Below are 21,167 nucleotides of genomic sequence, written 5' to 3' on the forward strand. Positions count from 1 at the left end.
CCTTACGATTTCGGCTGAATGAAACCGGCGGGCGTTCCATCCGCCGGTTCGACAAAGATGATGTCGCTCGGTTCGCGGCGCGGCGTATCCACCGAAACCATGAACAGCGGGTGCTCGATGATCTCGGGCATGCCGTGCACCGTGCCCTTCTTGAAGAACAGCATCTGGCCAGGGCCGACTTCAAAGGGCTCGCGCTCGCCCATGAAGAAGCGCCCGCGGCCCGACAGCACGATCAGGTACTCGTCGCAGGTCGCGTGGTAATGCGCTGGCGTAGGGCGATAAACGCGGAAGACGCGCGCGCTCGCTTCGTCCTCGTCGGTCAGCCGCGCATCGACGAGGAGCGATTCCGCAGTCTCCGGGAAAGTCGTGATGATTTCAGTGAGGTCAAAGGCGGCGTGAGGGGCCGCCTCTACAAGCTTTTTGCGTTGGTGCGTCGGGGCCATGGCGAAGTCCTTTGCATCTGGCGCCTTGCTGAGCGGCGCCTGGTCCGCAGCGAACCTAGGCCCGTCGAGTCGCAGGCAGAATGAGGTGGCGACGAACAGGATTTGAGAACCGAAAGCACAGATGATCAGTCGCTAGCCCGGCGCAGGATCATCCTCGCGGCGCCGGTGGCGAAGACCGGAGCGCGCAGGGGTTGGTGGAGTGTCGGTTGCAGTCGGGCGCATGCCGTTCCCGCATTGCCCATGCTCGAGGATCGGCAGGAGTTTTTTATCGCGCTAGAATTCGATGACTTGGCGCACCGCGCTGCCATCATGCAGCCGGTCGAAGCCTTCGTTGATGTCTTCAAGTTTCAGCTTGCCGCTGAGCAACTTGTTCACGGGGAGGCGCCCGTCGCGATAAAGGTCTACGAAGCGCGGAATGTCACGAACGGGTACGCAGGTGCCAATATAGCTGCCCTTCAGGGTGCGTTCCTCGCCGACCATCTGCACCACATTCACCGCCAGCGCGGAACCGGGTGGCGGCAGCCCCGCCGTCACCGTCGTGCCACCCCGCTTCGTCATCTTGAAGGCGTTGTCGAGGGCGCGGATCGAACCCGCCATCTCGAAAGCATAGTCGGCTCCGCCTCCGGTCCATTCGCGAACCTGTTCAACCGCATCCTCGTCGCGGCCATTGACCACCGCGGTCGCTCCTAGCTCCTTGGCTAGCGCAAGCTTCTCGGGCGAGAGATCGACTGCGACGATCTTGCTGGCGCCCGCAGCCCGCGCTCCCAGGACTGATGCGAGGCCGACACCACCGAGGCCGATCACGACTGCCGTAGACCCCATTCGAACTCTTGCCGTGTTCACGACCGCGCCGACACCGGTCAGCACCGCGCAACCAAACAGCGCGGCTTCGACGAAAGGAAGGTCGCGGTCGATCTTCACGAGAGAGTTGCGGGACACGACCGCACGCTCGGCGAAGGCCGAAACGCCGAGATGGTGATGGATTCTGTCGCCACGCCCGCTCAACCGGACCGAGCCACCCATCAACGTACCTGCTGCGTTTGCGACGGCTCCCGGTTCACACAGAGCTGGACGTCCCTCAGCGCAGGGACGGCAGTGGCCACAACTCGGCATGAAGACCATGACGACGTGGTCGCCGGGCTCAAGATCGTCGACGCCCTCGCCCAGCGCCTCGACCACGCCGGCGGCCTCGTGCCCCAGGGCCATCGGCATGGGACGGGGCCGGTCGCCGTTGATGACGGAAAGGTCGGAATGGCAAAGGCCGGCTGCTCCGATGCGGACCTGCACTTCGCCGGGTCCCGGCGGGGCCAGGTCGATCGTTTCGATCACGATCGGCCGGCTCTGGGCATAAGGCCCTGGGACGTTCATCTGCCGCAAGACGGCTGCCTTGACCTGCATGTTCCTATCTCCGGTTGGGCCGAAACGTGACGGCCTTCACACCGGAGCTTGCAGAGACCCTATCATGCCCGGAAGCAGGCGAGGCTTCGCATCAGTTGGGAAGCGAATTCGGGAATAGAGCGCGCCGAGGTGGCCTATGGTTGCTCATCCAAAGCCTGCTGCGGTGGAAGCGCAGGCGAAGCAGCTATTCTCAGACTTGCCACCTTTTCCGTCGACGCGACCCATCCAACCGATCTCGTTGAGGAACAGAATTTTTTCGCTTGCAGTCCGCTTAAAACGAAATATGATATATGATGTTTTAAGTCAGATCATTCCCCGATCGGCTATCCGGCGGGCCGCATCCATAGGCATTCCTTCGTCAATTCAGCTCTCGCTGAATGCGGAATCGACGCCTTGGTCGTGCGCTGGCAGGAGGCGCCCGGGAACCTTCTCGCCAAGGGGAGGGCTGCAGACATTCAAAACGTTTGAAGGAGCAGACAATGACCGGCAAGATCATCGATCGTAGAGCTGTTCTCGCAGGCGCGGCCGCCGTGGGGGCTGCGGTATTGCTGCCGCGCTCCTTCACATCCGCCATTGCGCAGTCGTCGGCGAGCAGCACGTTTTCCCCAACCGAGACGATGCCCGGCGGCTCCAACAATTACGTTCCGAATGCGCCGGTGGTGCGGAATCTCGGCACCGGCTTCGTCGCGTCGGGCGTGGTTCGCAGGGCGGGTGATGGCGCGCCTCTGCCCAATGTCCGGATCCAGATCTGGGCCGCCACCGAGCGCGGCGGGGAGCGGGTTGCAAGCAACCGCGGCAGCGTCATGACGGGGCCGGATGGCGGCTACCGGCTTGAGATTTCGCCGATAGTCCCCCAGTTTGGACAGCCGCACATTCATATTGCCTATGACGACCCCGGCTTTGCGACGCTGTTCCTGCGACCCGTATTGAACAGTCGGCATGACACGAGCATCACGGCCGATTTCGTCCTCGCGCCGGAGGTTTCGAATGGGCCGCGCCGGAGTTGATGCGCGCCGGATCGCAGCATGGATCGTGGTGGTGGGCATTGCCGCAGCGCCGGTCATCGCCGCCGCGGCAAATCCGCTGCAGGGCGGGCGAGAGATGCTTTGGATCATGGGCGGCATGGCCGGGGTGGTGGCGCTATGCCTGCTGTTCGTTCAGCCGCTTCTGATGGCGGCCGCACCGCCGCTGCTGGCGGCGAAGGACGGCGTCCATTGGCACCGCTGGACAGGGATAGCGATCGTCGCCGTGGTGGCATTGCATGTCGGTGCGCTCTACGCCTACAGCCCCGACGACGTGACCGATGCGCTGCTGCTGGTCGCACCGACGCCCTTCTCGCTCTACGGAGTGATCAGCCTGTGGTGTCTGGTGCTTATGGCCGTGCTGGTGGCGACCCGGCGTTTGCTACGGTTTGGCTATCGGCTCTGGCGCATCCTTCACAGCGTACTGGCGGTGGCTGTTGTCGGCGCCGGCGCGATACACGCCATTCAGATCGAAGGGGTGATGGAGGAATACTCCAAGCTCTCGGTCTGCATCGCGGCGCTGGCGGCGACAACTGTCGGCGCGCTTGATGTCAATGTGCTTGCGCCCTTACGTCGCCGGCGGATTCTCCAAAGCATATAGGTCAGATAGCATCGACCTGAGACACCTTCTTACGGGTAGCGTTCTACAGTTTCAGAAGAGTTTTTTTCGGGGGCGTCGTATCTGTTCTCAATATGAGCTCGAGTCGCTGTAATAAAATGGCAATGGAATTGCTAAATAAACAAAGTACATCGATTGATTTAATTATAATAAAAGTTTCTCGTTCGATTCCGTAAATTACATATTTACCTCGCAAATTTCGGTGTGTTTTTACGTCGCCCCAACCAGAATAACTGGAGAGTATTCGATGACGACAGACCATTCTGATGTGACATCGATGTCCAGGAAAGTCCTGGAACATCATATGGGCGCGTTTGCTGCGGGCGTGGACGAGGTCCTTGCCGACTATACGGATGAATCAGTGGTGATCACGTCGAAGGGCGCCATTCGCGGCCTTTCGGAGTTGCGCTTGTTTTTCCAGGGATTCATCGATAGTGCGGCGCCTGCATTCTGGGACGCCTATGTCCTCGAAAGCAAGGTTTGTGATGGCGAATACGCGTTCATTACCTGGAATGCGAAACCGTTCGTGACCTTCGCTACCGATACATTTCTCATACGCGATGGCAAAATCCTGATGCATACCTATGCTTCGGTGGCCGTATCGTAACATTGCGGTCGGTATTGAATCCGCAATTCACCGACCGACGCCGGCCCAACATCGTTGACTGCGCTGGCTGAGAGCGGACGTTTGCGATCGAGGCCCTAGACGGTGGGGGGCAACAGAAACGCTGCCCCTCTTACCGATATCGAAACGGTCTCTCCGATCTGCGGCTGATCGACACTCGAAACCTGTGCGGTGAAGCTGATCGTCTCCGCCCCGTGATGTGCCCGCAGCGTCACGGTGCATTGGGCACCCTGGAAAGAGACGTTCTCGACATGAGCTTCAGGACCCGAGCCATCCGGCGAAAGCTGGAACTGCTCGGGCCTGAGCATGATGACGCCTCTTCCGCGGCGGTCCCCTGTCTCCGCTGACAGCTTGCCCAGCCCGCAGGTGACGGTGCCGCCTCCGATCTCGGCTTCGAGCAGGACGGCGTTGCCGAGGAACAGCGCGGTGTCGACATCCATCGGATGCCAATAGAGTTCGGTCGGCCTGCCCGATTGCACCAGGCGGCCTTCACGCATGACCGCGAGCTGATCGGCAAAGGACAAAGCCTCGGCCTGATCGTGCGTGACCAGGATCGTCGTGATTCCGGCCTGGGCCAACACGCGTGCCACAGCCTGCCGGACATTCTCGCGCAGCCCCGTATCGAGCGCGGAAAACGGTTCGTCGAGGAGCATCAGGGTCGGCTTCCGGGCGAGCGCCCGGGCGAGCGCGACACGCTGCTGCTGTCCTCCCGAGAGCTCATGCGGCCGGCGCGTCAGCATCGCGGCATCGAGCTCGACGAGCTCCAACAATTCATGCAACCGGGTCGCCCGGTCCGGCTCGGTCCGCGGGATGCCGAAGCCGAGATTGCCGGCGACGTCGAGATGCGGAAACAGCGCCCCGTCCTGGGCGACATAGCCGATCCGGCGGCGATGCGCGGGTGCGATCGCCGGTCCGTCGGCCAGGGTCTGCCCGTCCAGAGTCACCCGGCCCGTATCGGGAGCCTCGAAACCGGCGATGACGCGCAGCAGCGTCGTCTTGCCCGAGCCGGAAGGGCCAACGATGGCGACACGGCTGCCCGCCGCCACGGAGAGGGACACGCGGTCCAGCGCCGCTGTCGCGCCATAGCGCTTCGAGACATCCGAAATGACGAGCTGGGTCATGAGCCGAGGGATTTGCGGGCCTGAGCGTGCAGCAGCGCGGTCATCGGCAGCGACAGGAGGATCATCAGGACGGCATAGGGCGCGGCCTTCGCATAGTCGAGTTCGCTGGTCAGCGCCCAGAACTCGGTCGCCAGCGTGCGGGTGCCGTTTGGCGCCAGCAGCAACGTGGCCGTCAGCTCCGTCGCCACGCCCATGGCCACCAACGCCATCGCAGCGGCAACTCCGGGCGCCGCTAGCGGCAGCGTCACCGCGAGAAGGGCTCGCGCCGGGCTGCGGCCAAGCGACATCGCGGCCCGCTCCAGCTCGACCGGCACTTGCGCGATGCCGGCACGCAGCCCCACCAGCGCACGCGGCAGGGACATCAGGATATAGGCGAGGATCACGGTCGCGACCGTCTGGTAGAGCGGCAGGGCGATGCGCACCGTCACCGTGACGAGGGCCAGCGCCACCACGACGCCCGGGAGTGCACCTAGATAGCTGTGGCAGCTCTCCAGGAAACGGGTTGCGCGGCCGGGGGCGCGTACCGACAGCCAGGCCATCGGCAGTGCGGCCGCCACGGTCGCCAGCGCCCCGAGACCGGCATAGCCCAATGTCCCGGCGAGGGATGCGGCCAGCGCATCCTGCCGCCAGACATCGGCTCCCGCCACCATGAGCCAGCGGGAGAGCGTCAGCATGGGCACGCCGAGGCTGAGCGCGGCGAAGGCGAGCGGCAGCGCGAGCGCCAGAACCCGCCAGGCTCCGAGCCCTTGCGGCGTGGCGGGACGCGGCGCGCCGGAACCGAGCCGGGCGTAGCGCGCGCTGCCGCGCAGCAGCCATTCGAGACCGATCAGTCCGAAGCAGTTCAAAACCAGCACGCCCGCGAGCATGTTCGCTGCCGGGCCGTTATAGCTCGACTGGAACTGGTCGATGATCGCGGTGGTGAAGGTGTCGAAGCGGATCATCGCGTAGAGCCCGTATTCGGCCAGCAGATGCAGCCCGACGAGAAGGCTGCCGCCGCAGATGGCGAGCCGCAGCTGCGGCAGGACCACCCTCATGAACACGCCAGACGGAGACTGCCCGAGCGAGGCGGCGGCATGCTCGAGCGCAGGATCGAGCCGGCGCAGTTGCGCGGCGACGGGCAGATAAAGGAACGGCAGATAGGCGAGGACGGACACCAGCACCGCGGCCGGCAGCCCGTGAAAGCGGGGCAGCAGGCTGAACCAGGCATAGGACTGGACGAAGGCGGGCACGGCGAGCGGCGCGACGGCGAGCCAGGAGAAAAACTTGGCCCCCGGCATGTCGCTGCGCTCGGTGAGCCAGGCCAGCGCGACCGCGAGCAGGATCGCGGGTGGCAGCGTGCACAGTTCGAGCAGCAGCGTGTCGACGAGCAATTCGCCGACACGGGGGCGCCAGATCAGGGCGAAGGCCGTCTGCCAGCCTGTCTCGATCGCAATCCAGGCGATGAATCCGAGCGGCAGCAGCGCGCACAGCGAGACGGCGCCGGCGAGCAGCAGCGTCGCCCGGCCGGCGAGATGGCGCTGCCGCCTGAGCGGCAAGACCGGCAGAGCCGGCGTGTCGAGGGAAAGCGAAACGGTCATGGGAGAAGGCGCGTGCGAGGGGCTCTCGCACACGCCATCAGCCGGCGCAACTGCGTCAGAGCAGGCCGGCAGCGGTCATCAACTCGGTGACCTTCTTGCTGTCGAGCTGCGAAGGCTCGACCTTCGGCGCGTCGAGCTTGGCGATCGGCTCCAGCTTCGGATTGGAGGCCTCGCCGTTGCCGATGGCGTATTCGAAGGAATCGCCGTCGCGCAGGACGGCCTGCCCATGCTTGCCGCCCATCCATTTCACGAAGGCTTCGGCCTCCTTCTTGTGCTTGCTGGATTCGAGAACGCCGGCGCCCGACGTGCTCAGGAAAGCGCCGGGATCCTGGTTGCGGAAATAGTGCAGCGCGACGTTGCCGCTGTTCTCGGCCGTCTTCGCCTGATCGCCGAAGAAGTAGTAGTGATAGATCACCGCGCCTTCGACCTCGCCGGCGTTCACGCCCTTCATGGCGACGCTGTTGCCCCGATAGGCGCTGGAGTTTTCCTTCATGGCCTTGAGCCAGTCGGCGGTGACCTTCTCGCCCTTGAGGACGAGAAGCGCGCCGACGATCGCCTGGAAATCGGCGCCCGACGGCGAAGCCGCCCAGCGGCCCTTCCACTTCGCATCGGCGAGGTCGAGCATCGACTTCGGCAGGTCGGCTTCCTTCAGCTTGCGCTTGTCATAGGCGAAGACGGTGCTGCGCGCGGCGACGCCCGTCCAGCGACCGCTCGTGGGGCGGAACTGGGCCGACACCTGATCTAGGATGTCCTTGGGCAGCGCCTCGAACAGGCCGGCCTTCTCGACCAGCACCATGGCCGGAGAGTTTTCGGTGACGAAGACGTCGGCGGGGGAGGAGGCGCCCTCCTGGACGATCTGGTTGGCGAGTTCGGTGTCGGAGCCCTTGCGGATCGTCACCTTGATCCCGGTCTCCTTGGTGAAGCCATCGGCCCAGGCCTGGGTCAGGCTGGCGTGCTGGGCGTTGTAGACCGTGATGCCATCCTGGGCCCGAACCGCGCCCGCCGCAGCGAGGGAGATGGCGAGAACGCCAATTCGAAGAGCGAGGGACGAATAGGACCTCATGGCGACCTTCTCCTGCCAACACAGATTGCGAGATGGGCCGGCGTTAGATTCCCATGAGTCACCGCTGTCAATTATTATCGCTCAGTTTATAATCATTTGAAACAATGGCTTCTCTCCGTCGGACGTCAGCCATCCGCCAATGGCGGGCGTGGGGTTGCAAGCCGGAGGGTTGCTGCCGCTATGCTGGAACTTGATCCGGATGCAGAGGTTCGACTCCGAGAGGAGTGAACCCATGAACATCGATCGAGACCGCAAAACCGATACGCCCGCGGGCTACTCGACGGCTCGGCGCCCCGGGCAACCCGGGGAGGAGAACGAGCATCGAGCCGGCCCAAACCCGCGCTCGGCTCACCCGACCGGTCCACATGCGCCCTATGAACCGCGCGACTCCGAAGGCCTTGCTGCCGAGAAGCACCACTCCGACACCGTCGAAATCGGAGGCGGCGAGGTTCCCGAGCGCGAGCCCAGCGGAACCATCAAGGTGATCGACCTCAAGAAGCCCGGCTAGTTCTCTCGCAGATCAGCGCCTGATCCACTCCGCCAGGACAGGTCTGCGCTGCCGAGGACCCGCGCGGCGGCTGTGCGGAGCGCCCGCAGATTGGCATAGCCGACGGCACGGGCGATGTGGTGCGGAGGGCTGCCATCCGTCGCCATAGCCAGCGCGCGCACCACCCGCATGCGTGTCCGCCATTCGCCGAAGCTCATGCCGGTATCCGTGCGGAAACTGCGGGTCAGCGTGCGCCGGCTTGCTCCCGCGCGCTGGGCCCAGTCGTCGAGATCGAGGTTCGAGGCGGGGTCCTTCAGCAATGCATCGCAGACACGCCGCAATCGCGGATCTCGCGGCAGAGGCAAGGTCAGAGGTGTTTCGGGCGCGCGTGCGATCTCTTCCAGGATCAGCGCGGCGAGATGTCCGCCGCGCCCGCCTTCCTCATAGAGGAGAGGCTCGGCCGCCAATGCCACCAGCGAGGAGGCAAGCAGCGGCGTCACCTCAAGCACGCGGCAGCCCTTCGGCAGAATTCCGACGGCCTCGGGCGCTATGTAGGCCGAACACATCGAAACCTGCCCGTGCATTCTTACCTCATGGGAAAGTCCCGGCGGAATCCAGAGCGCATGGCGCGCGGGCAGAATCCAGGTGCCGTCCTCCGCCGTCACCAGCGTTAAGCCGGTGGTGGCGTAAAGCAATTGAGCGCGCGGATGACTGTGCCAGCCGGTGCTCGCGCCCGCCTCATATGTTTTGGGCATGACGGCGACTGCGCGCGGAACCGTCTGATAGGCGTCGCTTTCGCTGCGCATGGGCACGCTCCTTTTGGCCCGAGGATGCCGAATAACGGCCCGACGGGCGCAATGGGTCAAGGTAGAAGAGTACGTCGCCGCCAAGAGCATGCCCATGAGCCCCGAGACGCTGTCCAAGCGAACGCTCCTCTTCGTCAACGCCGCGCATGCGCTCGATCACTTCGTGCTGCTGATCTATCCGACGGCCGTGATCGCCATCGCGGCGCAGACCGGCCTGGGCTATGCCGAGCTCATCGGGCTTGCGACGGGGGCCTTCGTCGCCTTCGGCCTGTGTTCCCTGCCGATGGGGTGGCTTTCGGATCGCTTCGGCCGGCGCAACATGCTCGCCGTCTTCTTCCTCGGCTATGGCGTTTCCTGCCTCGGCGTCGCCAGCGCGAACGGGCCGACGGCGTTCGCGGGCTGGCTGCTCGTGCTCGGCGTGGCATCGGCGATCTATCACCCGGTCGGCTCGACGATGCTGGTCAATCATGCCCGCCAGCTCGGGCGCGATCTCGGGATCAACGCGGTCTGGGGCAATCTCGGCGCGGCTTCGGCGGCCGGCGTCACCGCCCTTCTGGCGGCTAGCCTCGGCTGGCGCGCTGCCTTTGTGCTGCCCGGCCTCGTCTGCCTCGCGCTTGGAGCGGCCTTCATCGCGCTCGTTCCCGGTGACGGGACGCCACATGCGAGCCGGACCGGGAAGACCGAGCTCATCCCGGTCAGCCGTCCGCTGGCGCTTCTCGCCGTGTTCGCCGTCGCGGTCATCGCCGGCGGCATGACCTTCAACATCACCACGATCGCGCTGCCGAAAGTCATCGACGAACGGCTCGGCCTCGACCTGCCGCTGGCGCTCATCGGCTCCCTGGCGACACTGGTCTTCGTGTTCGGGGCCGGAATGCAGTGGCTGATGGGCCGATTGGTGGACCGTTATACGCTGCCTTCGCTGTTCGTCGGCCTTGCTCTCTTCCAGCCGCTCGGCCTTGTGATCGCGGCCACGACGCAGGGCCTGCTGCTGCTGGTCGGCCTCGTTCTGACGATCGCCGCGATCTACGGGCAGGTCGTCGTCAACGATGCGATGGTCGCCCGCTACGTGCCGGCCCAGCACCGCGCCAAGGCGTTCAGCGTGCGATATTTCCTCGGCTTCACCGTGAGCGGTTTCGTCGTTCCGATGCTGGCGCTCCTGCATGCGCAGGGCGGGTTCGGATTGGTCCTGGCTGGCGCCGCCGTGTTCGGCCTGATCGTCTGGCTTGCTTCGCTGGCGTTCTACTGTCTCGCGCAGGGAGCGTCGGAGACGGCCGCTCCGGCGGAATAAGCGGGTTATCCCAGGCGAATTCCGGCTGGAACTCAGGCCGCCGTCGCGCGCAACGAGCGGCTCTTGCTCCCGGCCTCGGCCGGACGGTCCGGCGCATGCCGTCGGCTTCTTCCCGTGGATACGAGCCAGCGGTTTACCGCTTGTTAACCATACGCTCGATACACCGAAGAAACCGAAAATTTACCAAGATGACCGGCGTGTTAACCCAACCCCGACCCATTCGTCTCAAGGGGCGCAGCTTCCTTGCGCTGTCGCTGACCCCGGAGCTTCCCTTCGAAGACTGGCTGGCGCGGCTCGACGACCTGGCTTCGCGCTCGACCGGCTTCTTCATGCGGCGGCCGGTGGTCCTCGACATCACCGGGCTGGATGTCGACCGTCCGCAGCTTCGTGACCTGATCGACAGGCTCGGCACCCGCAATGTGCGGATCATGGGCATCGAGGGCGCGCGCCCCTCGCTGCTCGGGGCGGATCTGCCGCCGGCGATGACGGATGGCCGCCCGACTTCGGATATCGAGGTGCCCGCGGCGGACGAGGGCGGCCAGTCTCATGCGTCCGAAAGCGCCGCCCCGCCGTCCATCCCAGTGCCGAAGGCGGCGCCTTCCCTGGTCGTGACCCAACCCGTCCGTTCGGGCCAGTCGGTGATCTTCACCGAAGGCGACGTGACCATCGTCGGCTCGGTCGCCTCGGGGGCCGAGGTCATCGCGGGTGGCTCGATCCACATCTACGGCACGCTGCGGGGCCGGGCCATGGCCGGAACGATGGGCAACGCCTCGGCGCGCATCTTCTGCCGCAAGCTCGAAGCCGAGCTGGTCGCTATCGACGGCTACTACAAGACGGCCGAGGACCTGGAAACGGACCTGCGCGGGAAGGCCGTCCAGTTCTGGCTGGAAGGCGACAGTTTCAAGGTCGGATCACTCGCCTAAGGCGCGTCCACATCAACAGGAGAGGTCAATGGGCAAGGTCATCGTGGTCACATCGGGCAAAGGTGGCGTCGGCAAGACGACGTCGTCGGCGGCGCTCGGCGCAGCCCTCGCCCAGAACGGCGAGAAGGTCGTGGTCGTCGATTTCGACGTCGGGCTGCGCAATCTGGACCTGGTCATGGGCGCCGAACGGCGCGTGGTCTACGACCTCGTCAACGTGATCCAGGGCGAAGCCAAGCTGACCCAGGCGCTGATCCGCGACAAGCGGCTCGAGACGCTCTACCTGCTGCCGGCCTCGCAGACGCGCGACAAGGACAACCTGACGGCGCAGGGCGTCGAGGCGGTCATCGGTGCCCTCAAGCATTCGTTCGACTGGGTGATCTGCGACAGCCCGGCCGGCATCGAGCGCGGCGCGACGCTGGCGATGCGCCATGCCGATATCGCCATCGTCGTCACCAATCCGGAAGTCTCTTCGGTGCGCGATTCCGACCGGATCATCGGCCTGCTCGATTCCAAGACGCTCAAGGCCGAGAACGGCGAGCGCATGGAGAAGCATCTGCTGCTCACTCGCTACGACCCCGTCAGGGCCGAGCGCGGCGACATGCTGAAGGTGGACGACGTCCTCGAAATCCTGTCGATTCCGCTGCTCGGCATCGTTCCGGAAAGCATGGACGTGTTGCGGGCGTCGAACGTCGGTTCTCCCGTCACGCTGGCGGACGAGCGCAGCGCGCCGGCGATCGCCTATTTCGAAGCGGCGCGCCGGCTCAAGGGCGAGGCCCTGCCGATCACTATCCCCGGGGAGAAGCGCGGCTTCTTCGGCAAGTTCTTCGGAAGGAAAGCGGCATGAACCTGCTCCGTCTTTTCTCCCGCTCCCAGTCGGCCCCGGCTGCGCGCGAGCGACTGCAGGTGCTGCTGGCGCATGAGCGCGCCGCCGTCGGCGACTCCGACCTCGTCACCAAGCTCAGGGATGAAATCCTGCGCGCGATCTCGAAGCACATGCAGGTCGACGACGAGAAGGTCAGCGTCCGCATGGAACGCGGCGCTCAGGTCTCGACGCTGGCTGTCGACATCGAGATCCCGTTCGACGCGGGCAAAAAGGCGGCCTGACGGCCGCTCTCTCCGATCCGCGCCTCGACCGACCGAGGGTCTGGCCGGCCTCGTACCCGTTACGGGGCGCGGCCGGCGGGGCTCTCAATCGCCGTGGTCGTGCACGTCGGAATGGCCGCGGCGCCAATAGGCCGCGACGAGATGGCGGTCCTTCGGCAGTTTGCGCTCTTGGCGCAGATGCTTGCGGATGGCGCGCGCGGCAGCCTGCTCGCAGCCCGCGAAGACGAACGGGTCGCCGCTCTCCGGCAGCGCGATCGAGCGGACAGCGTCAGGCAGCAGATCCGTCGAGCCGGCCGATGCGCCGTTGCGATGCAGCCAGATGACCTCGATTGCGGCGTCGGACAGGATTTCCTGCTCCTCGGCCCCGTCGGCGACCTCGATCACCACCGCCGCGCGGGCGGTGGCGGGCAGCGAGGTGGCGATGCGCGCGATCGCCGGCAGGGCGGTCTCGTCCCCGCAGAGCAGATACCAGTCGGCCGGCGCGACGTCGCCGCCGCCCGGTCCGAGCAGGCCGACACGGTCGCCGGCCCCTGCGTTGCGCGCCCAGACCGAGCCTGGCGAATCGTCGTGCAGCACGACGTCAACGGTCAACTCCCTGCGCTGATGGTCGATGGCGCGGATGGTGTAGACCCGCTTCACCAGTTCGTCCTCGCCTTCCGGCCAGATGACACGGCTGTCGGCCCCCGCGCTCGGCCAGACCGGCGCGCGCCCCGGCGGTGGGATCAGGACCCGGACATGCAGGCCGCCGCTTTCGAAATGCGCGGTGTCCTCGCAGGCCAAGACGACGCGCCGCATCGTCGGCGTGATGTCATGGGCGCTGCGCACCACCGCCTCGCGGAAATAGGGGATCTGCATCTGCGCGGGGATATCCCCCTGCCAGCTCAGCTCGAACGCTTCTCCCGCGGCGAACTCGAACAGATGCTCGGCGACCGAGGATTTGACGACGAAGAGATAGGTCTCGTTCGCGCTGGTCACGGACAGGTCCAGCGCGCCGTCGGCGACCTCGATCTCGACCGAGCCATAGGGGCCGTCGAGACGAGCGCCCTCCGGGTGGCGTGTCACGCTGCCGTGCTCGGTGAAATGAGCGCAGACGCGATCGAGCACGGCCATCGGATCGGCCAGCACGACGCGCGCGCTCGCATGGAGCTCGATCTCATCAGCCATGCCGGCTTCCTCCGCGGTTCAGCAGCCAGACCAGATAGGGGCCGCCGATCAGCGCGGCGAACAGCCCGACGGGCACCTGATAGGGGAAAGCGACGAGCCGCGCGAGCCAATCTGCGAGGATCATCACGCCGCACCCGATCAGGACCGACGCGAGCAACTGGTCGCGGCTGCGCGCGAAACCGGCGAGACGGGCGAGGTGCGGGGCGATGAGCCCGATCAGGCTCAACGGTCCGACCAGAAGCGACGCGACCGCCGTCATCAGGGCAGCCAGCGCGGCGAGATAGAGCCGGCTGCGCTCGACCGGCAGGCCGAGGCTGCGGCTCGTCGCCTCTCCCAGCGGCAGCAGGTCGAGCCAGCGCACCGCGAGCAGGAGCGGCGCGATCAGCACGATGCAGGCGATGAGGCCGGTCCAGGCCTCGACTTCGCCGGCGCGGTTGGTCGAGCCCGACAGCCAGACCAGCAGCATGTAGGCGCGCAGATCGCCCTGAGCCATCGCGGTCGAGACCACGGCCATGCAGAGCGCGCCCATGGCGATGCCGGCGAGCAGCAGGCGTTGCGGCCCGACCCCCGGGCGCGCGGCGAAGAGCAGCATGACCAGGAGCACGGCGAGCGAGCCGCCCGCGATGCCGGCCAGCATCGCAAAGGGACTCGCCGGCAATAGGCTGAGCGCAAGCAGCAACCCGACGCCGCCACCGGCGCTGACGCCGAGCACTTCGGGTCCCGCGAGCGGATTGGCGGTGAGGCGCTGCATCAGGCAGCCGGCGGCGCCGAGCAATGCGCCCGCTGTTCCGGCTGCGACGAGGCGCGGGCCGCGGAAGGGCAGCAGCTCCCAGAAGAGCGGGCCGGCCGCGAGGCCCCACCCGTCAGGTCCGCGCCCGAGAACAAGGCCGAGCGCAGCGACCGCCATGATGAGCGCGGCAAGCGGCGCGAGAGCCCGGAACGATCTCGAGGTTCGGTCGGCGCCCGGCACGGCGTCGGTTGCCTGAGGCGGCAGGGCAGGCGGGACGCGCCGCATCAGCCACAGCAGCAAAGGCCCACCGAACAGGGCGGTCGCGGCGCCGGTCGGGGCGAGGTCGTTGAAGCCGGAGCCCAGCAGCTGCACGGCGCTGTCGGTGATCGACAGGAGCAGCGCGCCGAGCGTGGGCGCCGCGAGCAGCATCTGGCGCGGCGTACGGGCGCCGAGTTCACGGGCGAGTGCCGGTGCGGCCAGTCCGACGAAGCCGATCACGCCGACCTCGGCCGTGACGCTGGCCGCGAGCCAGATGGCGATGCCGAGCACGGCGAGGCGGGTGGCATGCAGGGCGAGGCCGAGGCTGCGGGCCATATCCTCGTCGAGCCCCAGCAAGGCGAGGGGGCGAAGCAGCAGCGCGGCGGCAAGCGCGCTCAGCAGAAAGCGCGGGCCGAGCGCCAGAGCCACATCCCAGCTCTGCTGGTTGAGCGAGCCGGCGCCCCAGATGAAGAGCGACAGCACATATTCGCCCTTGGCGAGGATGACGGTCGCGCTTGCCGCCGCCGAGACCAGCGAGACCACCATGCCCGAGAGCACCACGGTCATCGGGTCGAGACCGCGGCGCCAGCTCAGGCCGAGGACGAGGGCGACCGCGACGATGGCGCCGACCAGCGCGACGCCTTCGCGCGAGAAGGCGATCAATGCGGGTGCATAGGCCGTGGCGATGGTGAGCGCGAGCTGCGCGCCGGAGGCGACACCTAGCGTCGAGGCGTCGGCGATCGGGTTGCGCAAAACGCGCTGCAGCAGCATGCCGGCGAGCCCGAGCGCGGCGCCGCATATCAGCGCCGTGACGGCGCGCGGCATCAGGCTTTGCCAGAGCAGGATGTTTTCGAGTGCCCGGGCGAGCTCCGGCGAGCCGGGCAGCGGCGGCCGCGTGGCCACGACGGTGGCGAGGAGCGCTGCCGCTGTCAGCGCGGCCAGGAGCCAGGCGCCGGGATGGCCTTTCCGCAGCGGCCGCGCGGGCTGGACGGCTTCAGCCACGCGCCGTCTCCGCCTTGAGCAAAGCCTCTGCCAGCAGCCGCGCGAAGCGCCGTGCCGCGGGCAGGCCACCATAGGGATTGATCGAGCCGAGCTCCAGCAATCGCCCGTCGCGGAGATTGGGCAGGGCGTTCCAGAAGGCGCTGGCCGCGAGCGTGCGCATCGCGCCGGGCGGCACCGGCGGGATCAGCGCGACGAAGGCATCGGGCATGCGAACGAGCGCCTCGAGGCCGATCGGCGCCATGGCGGAATAGCTCGTCTGGTCCGTCCAGGCGTTGGCGAGGCCGAGACGCTTCAGCACTTCGCCGAACATGCTGTCGGCGCCGAAGACGCGGAAATGCCTGGTGTCGCCGAGATTGACCGGGATCACCGGGCGCGCGGCATGGGGCTTCAGCCGTTCGCGCAGGGCCGCGAGTTCGGCCTCGGTCTCGGCGATGTAGCGCTCGGCCCCGGCGGCGATGCCGAGGCGCTCGCCGATGCTGCGAGTCATGGCGACCGCCGGCTCATAGGGGGCTCGCCCCGGCGCATAGATCGAGAAGCTCTCGACCGGCGCGATCCGACGCAAACGTGGTTCGGACGAGACATAGAAGCTGGACGAGTAGATCAGCTCCGGTCGCGACAGCAGCAGCAATTCGAAGTTGACGGTGCCGCGCAGGCCGAGATCGGTGACCCCTGCCGGCACCTCCGGCTCGACCGCGACCTCGCGGAACTGCCGCAATTCCGGTGCGGCGACCGGGGGAGCTTCGAGCGCGAGCAATGTCTCCAGCACCGACCAGTCCACGGTTGCGACGCGCAGGCCGGCCGCCCGGGCCGGCAGCGGCAGGCCCGCAGCCGCGAGAAGCGCGAGTGCGCCGCGTCGTGTCGGGAATGGAGGGAGGGCGATCATCTATCAGGGTCTAGTGCGTGCTGCGTTTTGATTGAAACGCATGTCATCCCGGACACGGCGAAGCGGAGACCCGGGATCCATGCCTGACGATCTCTTGAGAAACCCGGCATGGATCCCGGGTCAAGCCCGGGATGACGGCGCGGTTCCGTGAAAATTCAATGTGTTCGAGCACAGCCCCAAGGCCGCAGCGGGTGGCTGCGGCCTTGGGTGGTTGATGGTGCCCTTACCAGCGGTAATTCGCCGAGACGGTGACGGTGCGCGCATCGCCGTAGCCGCAGCCGGAATAGCCGTTGCAGCTCTTCACATAGGTCTTGTCGAAGAGGTTGGTGACGTTGACCGCCATGCCCCAGTTGCCGATCTGGTAGCGGATCGCGGCATCGACGAGGGTCGCGGCTGGCACCTTCAGCGTGTTCTCGGCATCGGCGAAGGAGCGGCCGACATAGCGCACGCCGGCGCCGAGCCCGACGCCTTTGAAGAAGCCCTCCGGCACAGTGTAGTCGAGCCAGGCGGAGGCGGTGACCTCGGGTACCACGATCGGCGTCTTGCCGACGAGCAGCGGGCGGGTGTCCTTGGTCGTCTTCAGGTCGAAGGCGGTGAAGGAGGCGAGCAGCTTCAGGTCCTTGGTGACGTTGGCCTTGGCCTCGAACTCGACGCCGCGCGACGTCACTTCGCCGAGCTGCTGCTGGGCAAAGAGATTGATCGCCGTCGGCGCCGGGTTCAGCACGTTCTGCTTGGTGAGGTGGAAGACCGAGGCCGTGAGCAGCGCGTCCATGAAGGTCGGCTTGTACTTCACGCCGGCCTCGAACTGCCGGCCCTCTTCCGGACGGAAGGGCTGCGCTGCCCCGCCGGTGAGGTTCGGGTTCGCGTCGAAGACCGGGTTGAAGAAGGTTGCGACGCTGGCATAGGGGGTCAGCCCGTTGGCGAATTCATAGGCGAGGCCGGCGCGGCCGCTCCAGGCGGCCTCCTCCTTCTCGTAGCTCGGCGAGAACAGCAGCCCGGACGCGCTGACCGACTTCTTGTCGACATAGTCGTAGCGGCCGTTCAGCGTCAGCAGCCAGCCGCCGCCGAAGCGGATCTGGTCCTGCGCGTAGAAGCCGAGCTGATGATGCTTCAGGTCCTGATCGAGATAGACGCCGGGCACGCCCTGCGGTGCGCCGTAGATCGGGTTGGTGACGCTGATCGGCGTGGCGCCGCCCGAAGCCTGCGTGTGGTCGATGTTGAAGTATTTGTAGTCGACGCCGAACAGCAGCGAATGCTGCAGCGGGCCGCTATCGACCTTGCCGTCGATGCGGTTGTCGACCGTGAACGTCCTGACCCGCGTCCGCTCCTGGAAGCCGATGCGGTAGAGCTGGTAGTCCGGCCCCACCGGCTGGAAGCGATTGCCGAAGGGTGAATCCGGGGCGAAGTAGCCGTAGCCGTAGGGGCCGAGCTGCGAGCCCGTCATCACGCCGTAGCGCATGTTCTGCGTGAAATTCCAGTTGTTGGCGAACTGGTGCTGGAACTCGTAGCCGACGAGCGTCTGGGTGCGCTCCTGATCGTCGATCGCCGGCTCGCCGAAGAAGGCGTCGCGGCGGATCTTGCCGAAGGGCGCGTTCACCACCGTGCCGACATAGGGCAGGAAGCCGCCGCCGACACGGACCTGATCGAGCGCCGCGTACATACCGTAGGCGGTGAAACGGGTGGCGCCGGTCGGCTGGTAGGTGATCTGCGGCATGATCACGCCGCGGAAATCCTTGGAATAGTCGGTGTACTGGTCGCCGCCCGAGAGTCTGCCCGTCAGGCGCGTGCTCCAGATGCCCTTCTTGTCGCTGACGCCGACATCGATGCCGACATAGGCGTTGCCGAAATTATTGATGCCGACCTCGACATTGCCGAAGTTCTTGCCGTTCGGGCGCTTGCTGACGAGGTTGATGATGCCGCCCGGATTGGCGCCGCCATAGAGCACGGAGGCCGGGCCCTTCAGGACCTCGACGCGCTCGAGCAGGAACGGGTCGATCTGGAAGCCGCCGAAGCCGTAGGAATAGAGCTGGAGGCCGTCCATGAAGACGCCGGTCTGCGTCGCCTGGAAGCCGCGGATGTAGAACCAGTCGGTATCGGGATCGGGCCCGAAGGTCTGCGCGGCGACGCCGGCTGTGTAGCGCAGGGCTTCATCGACCTTGAGGGCCTTGCGATCGTCGATCTCCTCGCGGCCGACCACGGAGACGGCCTGCGGAATCGCGATGATCGGGGTGTTGTCCTTCGAGCCCGTGGCCGAGCGCGTTGCGACATAGCCGTTGACAGGCCCCGCCGCGGTGTCGGCCTGGCCTTCGACCGTGATGGTGTCGAGCTGGACCGTCGGCCCCGGTGGGGTTTGAGCGAGCGCCGCGCCGCCGTAAAGGAGCGCTGCGAGCGATGCAGTCGAGCAAAGAATAAAATGGCTCTTCATATTCGTAAAATAGCACATAACCGGTTCAAGCCCCAATATTGAGTGCCTCAGCAGAATTGGTTGAATTTAGAACCATTCAAAATCGGGGCACTGCTTCACGATGTGCCGTATCATCGTTGCGAAATTCTGGATTGATCGTTCCTGTGATGCATTGAACGTTTCTGGGCGTGCAGGTACAATTGCGGTCTTCGCGTTGCATTTCGATCACGCACCGCGGCGCAAGTGCCCGGCCATCGGAGAGGCAGATATGGGTTTCCAGCCACGCATGCATTCGGTCCGCGAAGGCATCAGCGTGATCGGCTCGCTCAAATACCGCGTCTGGAACGGCGTCGTCGCCGATCTCTGGCAGGCGGAATGCCAGGCCGGGGCGAAAGGCGAGTATGTCTCGGAGCATCCGCGCCTGTTCGTGGTGCTCGACAAGGTCGGGGGCAATTTCGAGACGCGGCTGAACGCATCGGAGCCCGGCGCCTCCAGCCGGGGGCGGGCGCATTCGATCAGCTTCATGCCGGCCGGCGTGCCGGTCTGGGGGCACACGCAGCAGCGCATGCGCATCCGCCATCTCGATCTGCATTTCGATGCGGCCGAGGTGAGCGAGCGCCTCGGGGAGGCCCTGTCGCCCGACCTGCTGACGCAGCCGCGGATCATGTTCTCGAACGAGCGTATCCAGACGCTGGCCCGGCTCATCGCGGGCGAATGCGCCGAACCCCATGGGCGGCACGATCTCTATGGCGACGGGCTGGTTCTGGCCGTGCTGATCGATCTGCTGGGCGTGCGCGGCAGCGCGCCGCGCCGCAGGACCCCGTTGACGAGCTGGCAGCTCAAGGCGGCGACCGACTACATCACCCAGCATGCGGCGGGCACGATCCGCCTGCAGGACCTCGCCGAGCTCGTCGGCCTGTCGCAATCGCATTTCAGCCACGCCTTCAAGGCCTCGACCGGGCTGCCGCCGCATCAGTGGCAGCTCAAGGCCAGGATCGAGCGCGGCCAGCGCCTGCTTGCTGCCGGCGACAGGTCGCTGACGGAGGTGGCGGTGGAAGCCGGCTTCTCCGACCAGGCACATTTCACCCGCGTCTTCCGGCGCATGGTCGGCGAGACGCCGGCCGCCTGGCGGCGCGGCACGGTGCAGGGCTCGGCGCTGCTCGGCTGAGGCGGGCAATCTGTCGCAGGCCTTTCTTGCGTTCCGTACGCGAGAGCCCTGCACACGGTGACCGGCGCATGGCCGGACCGGACAATGCGATTCTGAAATGGAACACCCTACTTCCGCCATCGGCCGCGGCGGTGTAGGGCGAGGCGCAACGGCTGAAACCCCAGCGACCCCCCGAAGGCGAGTTCGATCATGGAGAGCAAGGCTTCCGCATTTCCGCACGGCGACGGCCTTCTAGCAGCGCAAGCTCTGTCGATGGCGGGGAGCGTTTCCTTGTCAGGCGGCCAGGGCGATCTCTTCGAGCTGGAGGGTTTGACGTTCAGCGTACCGGGCCGCGTGCTGCTGGAGCCGCTGACATTGTCGCTGCCGACGCAGCGCGTCATCGGGCTGATCGGTCATAACGGCTCGGGCAAGTCGACGCTGCTCAAGCTTCTGGCGCGCCAGCAGGCGCCCTCGGGCGGGGCGATCCGGTTCGAAGGCAAGGCGCTCGATGCCTGGAACGGCCGCGCCTTTGCGCGCAAGGTCGCCTATCTGCCGCAGCAGACGCCGCCCTCGTCCGGGCTGCTGGTCAAGGAACTCGTCGCGCTCGGCCGCTATCCCTGGCATGGCGCGCTCGGCCGCTTCGGCGCCAAGGATCGCGAGAAGGTCGCTGAAGCCATGGTGCTGACGGATGTCGAGCGCTTCGCAGACCGGCTGGTCGACACGCTTTCGGGCGGCGAGCGCCAGCGCGTCTGGCTCGCCATGCTGGTCGCCCAGGATGCCGAGTGCCTGCTCCTCGACGAGCCGACCTCGGCCCTCGACATCGCCCATCAGATCGAGGTGCTGTCTCTGGTGCACAAGCTTTCCGCTGATCGGGGGCTCGGCGTCATCGTCGTGCTGCACGACGTCAATATGGCGGCGCGATTCTGCGACGAGATCATCGCGCTGCATTCCGGCAGGATGATCGTCAGGGGAACGCCCGAGGACGTGATGACCTCCGAGCAGCTTGCCCGTATCTACGGCGTCGACATGAGCGTCATCGCCCATCCGCAGACACAGCGTCCGATCGCCCTGCCAGCCTGAGCGCGATCGCCGCGGAGACCGAC

Annotated in this window: 20 protein-coding genes; 10 read left to right on the forward strand and 10 right to left on the reverse strand. The window is 66.2% G+C overall.

Annotation, left to right across the window (positions count from 1 at the left end; all coding sequences use genetic code 11):
• Positions 1-2: 2 nt before the first annotated feature.
• Positions 3-443 carry a cupin domain-containing protein gene (locus AC2FAN_RS15085; protein ID WP_265050504.1) on the reverse strand — a complete coding sequence of 147 codons (441 nt, stop codon included), beginning with the start codon at positions 441-443 and terminating at the stop codon, positions 3-5.
• A gap of 273 nt (positions 444-716) precedes the next feature.
• Positions 717-1,841, reverse strand: a complete 1,125-nt coding sequence (locus AC2FAN_RS15090) for a zinc-dependent alcohol dehydrogenase family protein (RefSeq protein WP_485175099.1) — start codon at positions 1,839-1,841, stop codon at positions 717-719.
• A 479-nt stretch (positions 1,842-2,320) separates the two neighbouring features.
• Here AC2FAN_RS15090 and AC2FAN_RS15095 point away from each other — a divergent pair, with 479 nt between their 5' ends.
• The 3 genes from AC2FAN_RS15095 (at position 2,321) to AC2FAN_RS15105 (ending at position 4,089) form a co-directional block, all read left to right on the forward strand.
• The gene (locus tag AC2FAN_RS15095) at positions 2,321-2,848 is read left to right on the forward strand and encodes a peptidase associated/transthyretin-like domain-containing protein (protein ID WP_485175100.1); all 528 of its coding nucleotides are present in this window, start codon (positions 2,321-2,323) and stop codon (positions 2,846-2,848) included.
• On the forward strand, positions 2,829-3,464 hold the full coding sequence (locus AC2FAN_RS15100) for a ferric reductase-like transmembrane domain-containing protein (protein WP_485175102.1): 636 nt from the start codon (positions 2,829-2,831) through the stop codon (positions 3,462-3,464). The genes AC2FAN_RS15095 and AC2FAN_RS15100 overlap by 20 nt, the downstream gene beginning before the upstream one ends.
• Positions 3,465-3,729: 265 nt before the next feature.
• Positions 3,730-4,089 carry a nuclear transport factor 2 family protein gene (locus AC2FAN_RS15105; RefSeq protein WP_485175104.1) on the forward strand — a complete coding sequence of 120 codons (360 nt, stop codon included), beginning with the start codon at positions 3,730-3,732 and terminating at the stop codon, positions 4,087-4,089.
• Positions 4,090-4,184: 95 nt separating this feature from the next.
• Here AC2FAN_RS15105 and AC2FAN_RS15110 read toward each other — a convergent pair whose 3' ends face one another.
• Genes AC2FAN_RS15110 through AC2FAN_RS15120 form a run of 3 tightly spaced genes read right to left on the reverse strand, consistent with a single transcriptional unit; the run spans position 4,185 to position 7,868 of the window.
• Entirely contained in the window at positions 4,185-5,228 is a 1,044-nt protein-coding gene (locus AC2FAN_RS15110) for an ABC transporter ATP-binding protein (RefSeq protein ID WP_485175106.1), read from the reverse strand.
• Positions 5,225-6,805 carry an ABC transporter permease gene (locus AC2FAN_RS15115; RefSeq protein WP_485175108.1) on the reverse strand — a complete coding sequence of 527 codons (1,581 nt, stop codon included), beginning with the start codon at positions 6,803-6,805 and terminating at the stop codon, positions 5,225-5,227. Before AC2FAN_RS15115 ends, AC2FAN_RS15110 begins: the two co-directional genes overlap by 4 nt.
• A gap of 55 nt (positions 6,806-6,860) precedes the next feature.
• The gene (locus AC2FAN_RS15120; protein ID WP_485175110.1) at positions 6,861-7,868 is read right to left on the reverse strand and encodes an iron ABC transporter substrate-binding protein; all 1,008 of its coding nucleotides are present in this window, start codon (positions 7,866-7,868) and stop codon (positions 6,861-6,863) included.
• 232 nt (positions 7,869-8,100) lie between these two features.
• Here AC2FAN_RS15120 and AC2FAN_RS15125 point away from each other — a divergent pair, with 232 nt between their 5' ends.
• Positions 8,101-8,376 (forward strand): hypothetical protein, encoded by a 276-nt coding sequence (locus tag AC2FAN_RS15125; protein WP_476806157.1) that lies wholly within the window; start codon positions 8,101-8,103, stop codon positions 8,374-8,376.
• Here the strand turns inward: AC2FAN_RS15125 and AC2FAN_RS15130 are convergent.
• Complete coding sequence (locus AC2FAN_RS15130; RefSeq protein ID WP_485175112.1) at positions 8,373-9,278, reverse strand: AraC family ligand binding domain-containing protein; 906 nt, start codon at positions 9,276-9,278, stop codon at positions 8,373-8,375. The genes AC2FAN_RS15125 and AC2FAN_RS15130 overlap by 4 nt on opposite strands.
• Here AC2FAN_RS15130 and AC2FAN_RS15135 point away from each other — a divergent pair.
• From AC2FAN_RS15135 to minE, 4 genes are all read left to right on the forward strand, one after another.
• Positions 9,256-10,449, forward strand: coding sequence for an MFS transporter (locus AC2FAN_RS15135; RefSeq protein ID WP_485175114.1), 1,194 nt, complete (start codon positions 9,256-9,258; stop codon positions 10,447-10,449). The genes AC2FAN_RS15130 and AC2FAN_RS15135 overlap by 23 nt on opposite strands.
• A gap of 188 nt (positions 10,450-10,637) precedes the next feature.
• Positions 10,638-11,372 carry a septum site-determining protein MinC gene (gene minC, locus AC2FAN_RS15140; protein ID WP_476806159.1) on the forward strand — a complete coding sequence of 245 codons (735 nt, stop codon included), beginning with the start codon at positions 10,638-10,640 and terminating at the stop codon, positions 11,370-11,372.
• Positions 11,373-11,400: 28 nt separating this feature from the next.
• Positions 11,401-12,216 (forward strand): septum site-determining protein MinD, encoded by an 816-nt coding sequence (gene minD / locus AC2FAN_RS15145; protein ID WP_265050491.1) that lies wholly within the window; start codon positions 11,401-11,403, stop codon positions 12,214-12,216.
• Positions 12,213-12,476 carry a cell division topological specificity factor MinE gene (gene minE / locus AC2FAN_RS15150; RefSeq protein ID WP_265050490.1) on the forward strand — a complete coding sequence of 88 codons (264 nt, stop codon included), beginning with the start codon at positions 12,213-12,215 and terminating at the stop codon, positions 12,474-12,476. Before minD ends, minE begins: the two co-directional genes overlap by 4 nt.
• A gap of 84 nt (positions 12,477-12,560) precedes the next feature.
• Here the strand turns inward: minE and AC2FAN_RS15155 are convergent, their stop codons facing one another.
• The 4 genes from AC2FAN_RS15155 to AC2FAN_RS15170 form a co-directional block, all read right to left on the reverse strand.
• Positions 12,561-13,640: a siderophore-interacting protein gene (locus AC2FAN_RS15155; RefSeq protein WP_265050489.1), complete on the reverse strand. Its 1,080-nt coding sequence runs from the start codon at positions 13,638-13,640 to the stop codon at positions 12,561-12,563.
• Entirely contained in the window at positions 13,633-15,630 is a 1,998-nt protein-coding gene (gene fhuB, locus AC2FAN_RS15160; RefSeq protein ID WP_265050488.1) for a Fe(3+)-hydroxamate ABC transporter permease FhuB, read from the reverse strand. Before fhuB ends, AC2FAN_RS15155 begins: the two co-directional genes overlap by 8 nt.
• Positions 15,623-16,513, reverse strand: coding sequence for an ABC transporter substrate-binding protein (locus AC2FAN_RS15165; protein ID WP_485175118.1), 891 nt, complete (start codon positions 16,511-16,513; stop codon positions 15,623-15,625). The genes fhuB and AC2FAN_RS15165 overlap by 8 nt, the downstream gene beginning before the upstream one ends.
• Before the next feature lie 223 nt (positions 16,514-16,736).
• Positions 16,737-18,956 carry a TonB-dependent siderophore receptor gene (locus tag AC2FAN_RS15170; RefSeq protein WP_485175120.1) on the reverse strand — a complete coding sequence of 740 codons (2,220 nt, stop codon included), beginning with the start codon at positions 18,954-18,956 and terminating at the stop codon, positions 16,737-16,739.
• Between the two features lie 229 nt (positions 18,957-19,185).
• On the opposite strand from AC2FAN_RS15170, the gene AC2FAN_RS15175 reads away from it, so the two are divergent.
• Positions 19,186-20,085 carry an AraC family transcriptional regulator gene (locus AC2FAN_RS15175; RefSeq protein WP_485175122.1) on the forward strand — a complete coding sequence of 300 codons (900 nt, stop codon included), beginning with the start codon at positions 19,186-19,188 and terminating at the stop codon, positions 20,083-20,085.
• Between the two features lie 252 nt (positions 20,086-20,337).
• Positions 20,338-21,144, forward strand: a complete 807-nt coding sequence (locus tag AC2FAN_RS15180) for an ATP-binding cassette domain-containing protein (protein WP_265050484.1) — start codon at positions 20,338-20,340, stop codon at positions 21,142-21,144.
• The last annotated feature ends 23 nt before the right edge of the window (positions 21,145-21,167 follow it).

Source organism: Allobosea sp. RIT-PG3_2 (assembly GCF_057321085.1).

Excerpts from the sequence above, each read along its gene's own strand:
- AC2FAN_RS15105 (WP_485175104.1), top strand. The coding sequence starts at position 3,730 with ATGACGACAGACCATTCTGATGTGACATCGATGTCCAGGAAAGTCCTG.
- AC2FAN_RS15135 (WP_485175114.1), top strand. The coding sequence starts at position 9,256 with ATGAGCCCCGAGACGCTGTCCAAGCGAACGCTCCTCTTCGTCAACGCC.
- AC2FAN_RS15115 (WP_485175108.1), bottom strand. The coding sequence starts at position 6,805 with ATGACCGTTTCGCTTTCCCTCGACACGCCGGCTCTGCCGGTCTTGCCG.
- minD (WP_265050491.1), top strand. The coding sequence starts at position 11,401 with ATGGGCAAGGTCATCGTGGTCACATCGGGCAAAGGTGGCGTCGGCAAG.
- AC2FAN_RS15110 (WP_485175106.1), bottom strand. The coding sequence starts at position 5,228 with ATGACCCAGCTCGTCATTTCGGATGTCTCGAAGCGCTATGGCGCGACA.
- minC (WP_476806159.1), top strand. The coding sequence starts at position 10,638 with ATGACCGGCGTGTTAACCCAACCCCGACCCATTCGTCTCAAGGGGCGC.
- AC2FAN_RS15100 (WP_485175102.1), top strand. The coding sequence starts at position 2,829 with ATGGGCCGCGCCGGAGTTGATGCGCGCCGGATCGCAGCATGGATCGTG.
- AC2FAN_RS15095 (WP_485175100.1), top strand. The coding sequence starts at position 2,321 with ATGACCGGCAAGATCATCGATCGTAGAGCTGTTCTCGCAGGCGCGGCC.
- AC2FAN_RS15155 (WP_265050489.1), bottom strand. The coding sequence starts at position 13,640 with ATGGCTGATGAGATCGAGCTCCATGCGAGCGCGCGCGTCGTGCTGGCC.
- AC2FAN_RS15180 (WP_265050484.1), top strand. The coding sequence starts at position 20,338 with ATGGCGGGGAGCGTTTCCTTGTCAGGCGGCCAGGGCGATCTCTTCGAG.
- AC2FAN_RS15170 (WP_485175120.1), bottom strand. The coding sequence starts at position 18,956 with ATGTGCTATTTTACGAATATGAAGAGCCATTTTATTCTTTGCTCGACT.
- AC2FAN_RS15165 (WP_485175118.1), bottom strand. The coding sequence starts at position 16,513 with ATGATCGCCCTCCCTCCATTCCCGACACGACGCGGCGCACTCGCGCTT.
- AC2FAN_RS15175 (WP_485175122.1), top strand. The coding sequence starts at position 19,186 with ATGGGTTTCCAGCCACGCATGCATTCGGTCCGCGAAGGCATCAGCGTG.
- AC2FAN_RS15125 (WP_476806157.1), top strand. The coding sequence starts at position 8,101 with ATGAACATCGATCGAGACCGCAAAACCGATACGCCCGCGGGCTACTCG.
- AC2FAN_RS15090 (WP_485175099.1), bottom strand. The coding sequence starts at position 1,841 with ATGCAGGTCAAGGCAGCCGTCTTGCGGCAGATGAACGTCCCAGGGCCT.
- AC2FAN_RS15120 (WP_485175110.1), bottom strand. The coding sequence starts at position 7,868 with ATGAGGTCCTATTCGTCCCTCGCTCTTCGAATTGGCGTTCTCGCCATC.
- AC2FAN_RS15085 (WP_265050504.1), bottom strand. The coding sequence starts at position 443 with ATGGCCCCGACGCACCAACGCAAAAAGCTTGTAGAGGCGGCCCCTCAC.
- minE (WP_265050490.1), top strand. The coding sequence starts at position 12,213 with ATGAACCTGCTCCGTCTTTTCTCCCGCTCCCAGTCGGCCCCGGCTGCG.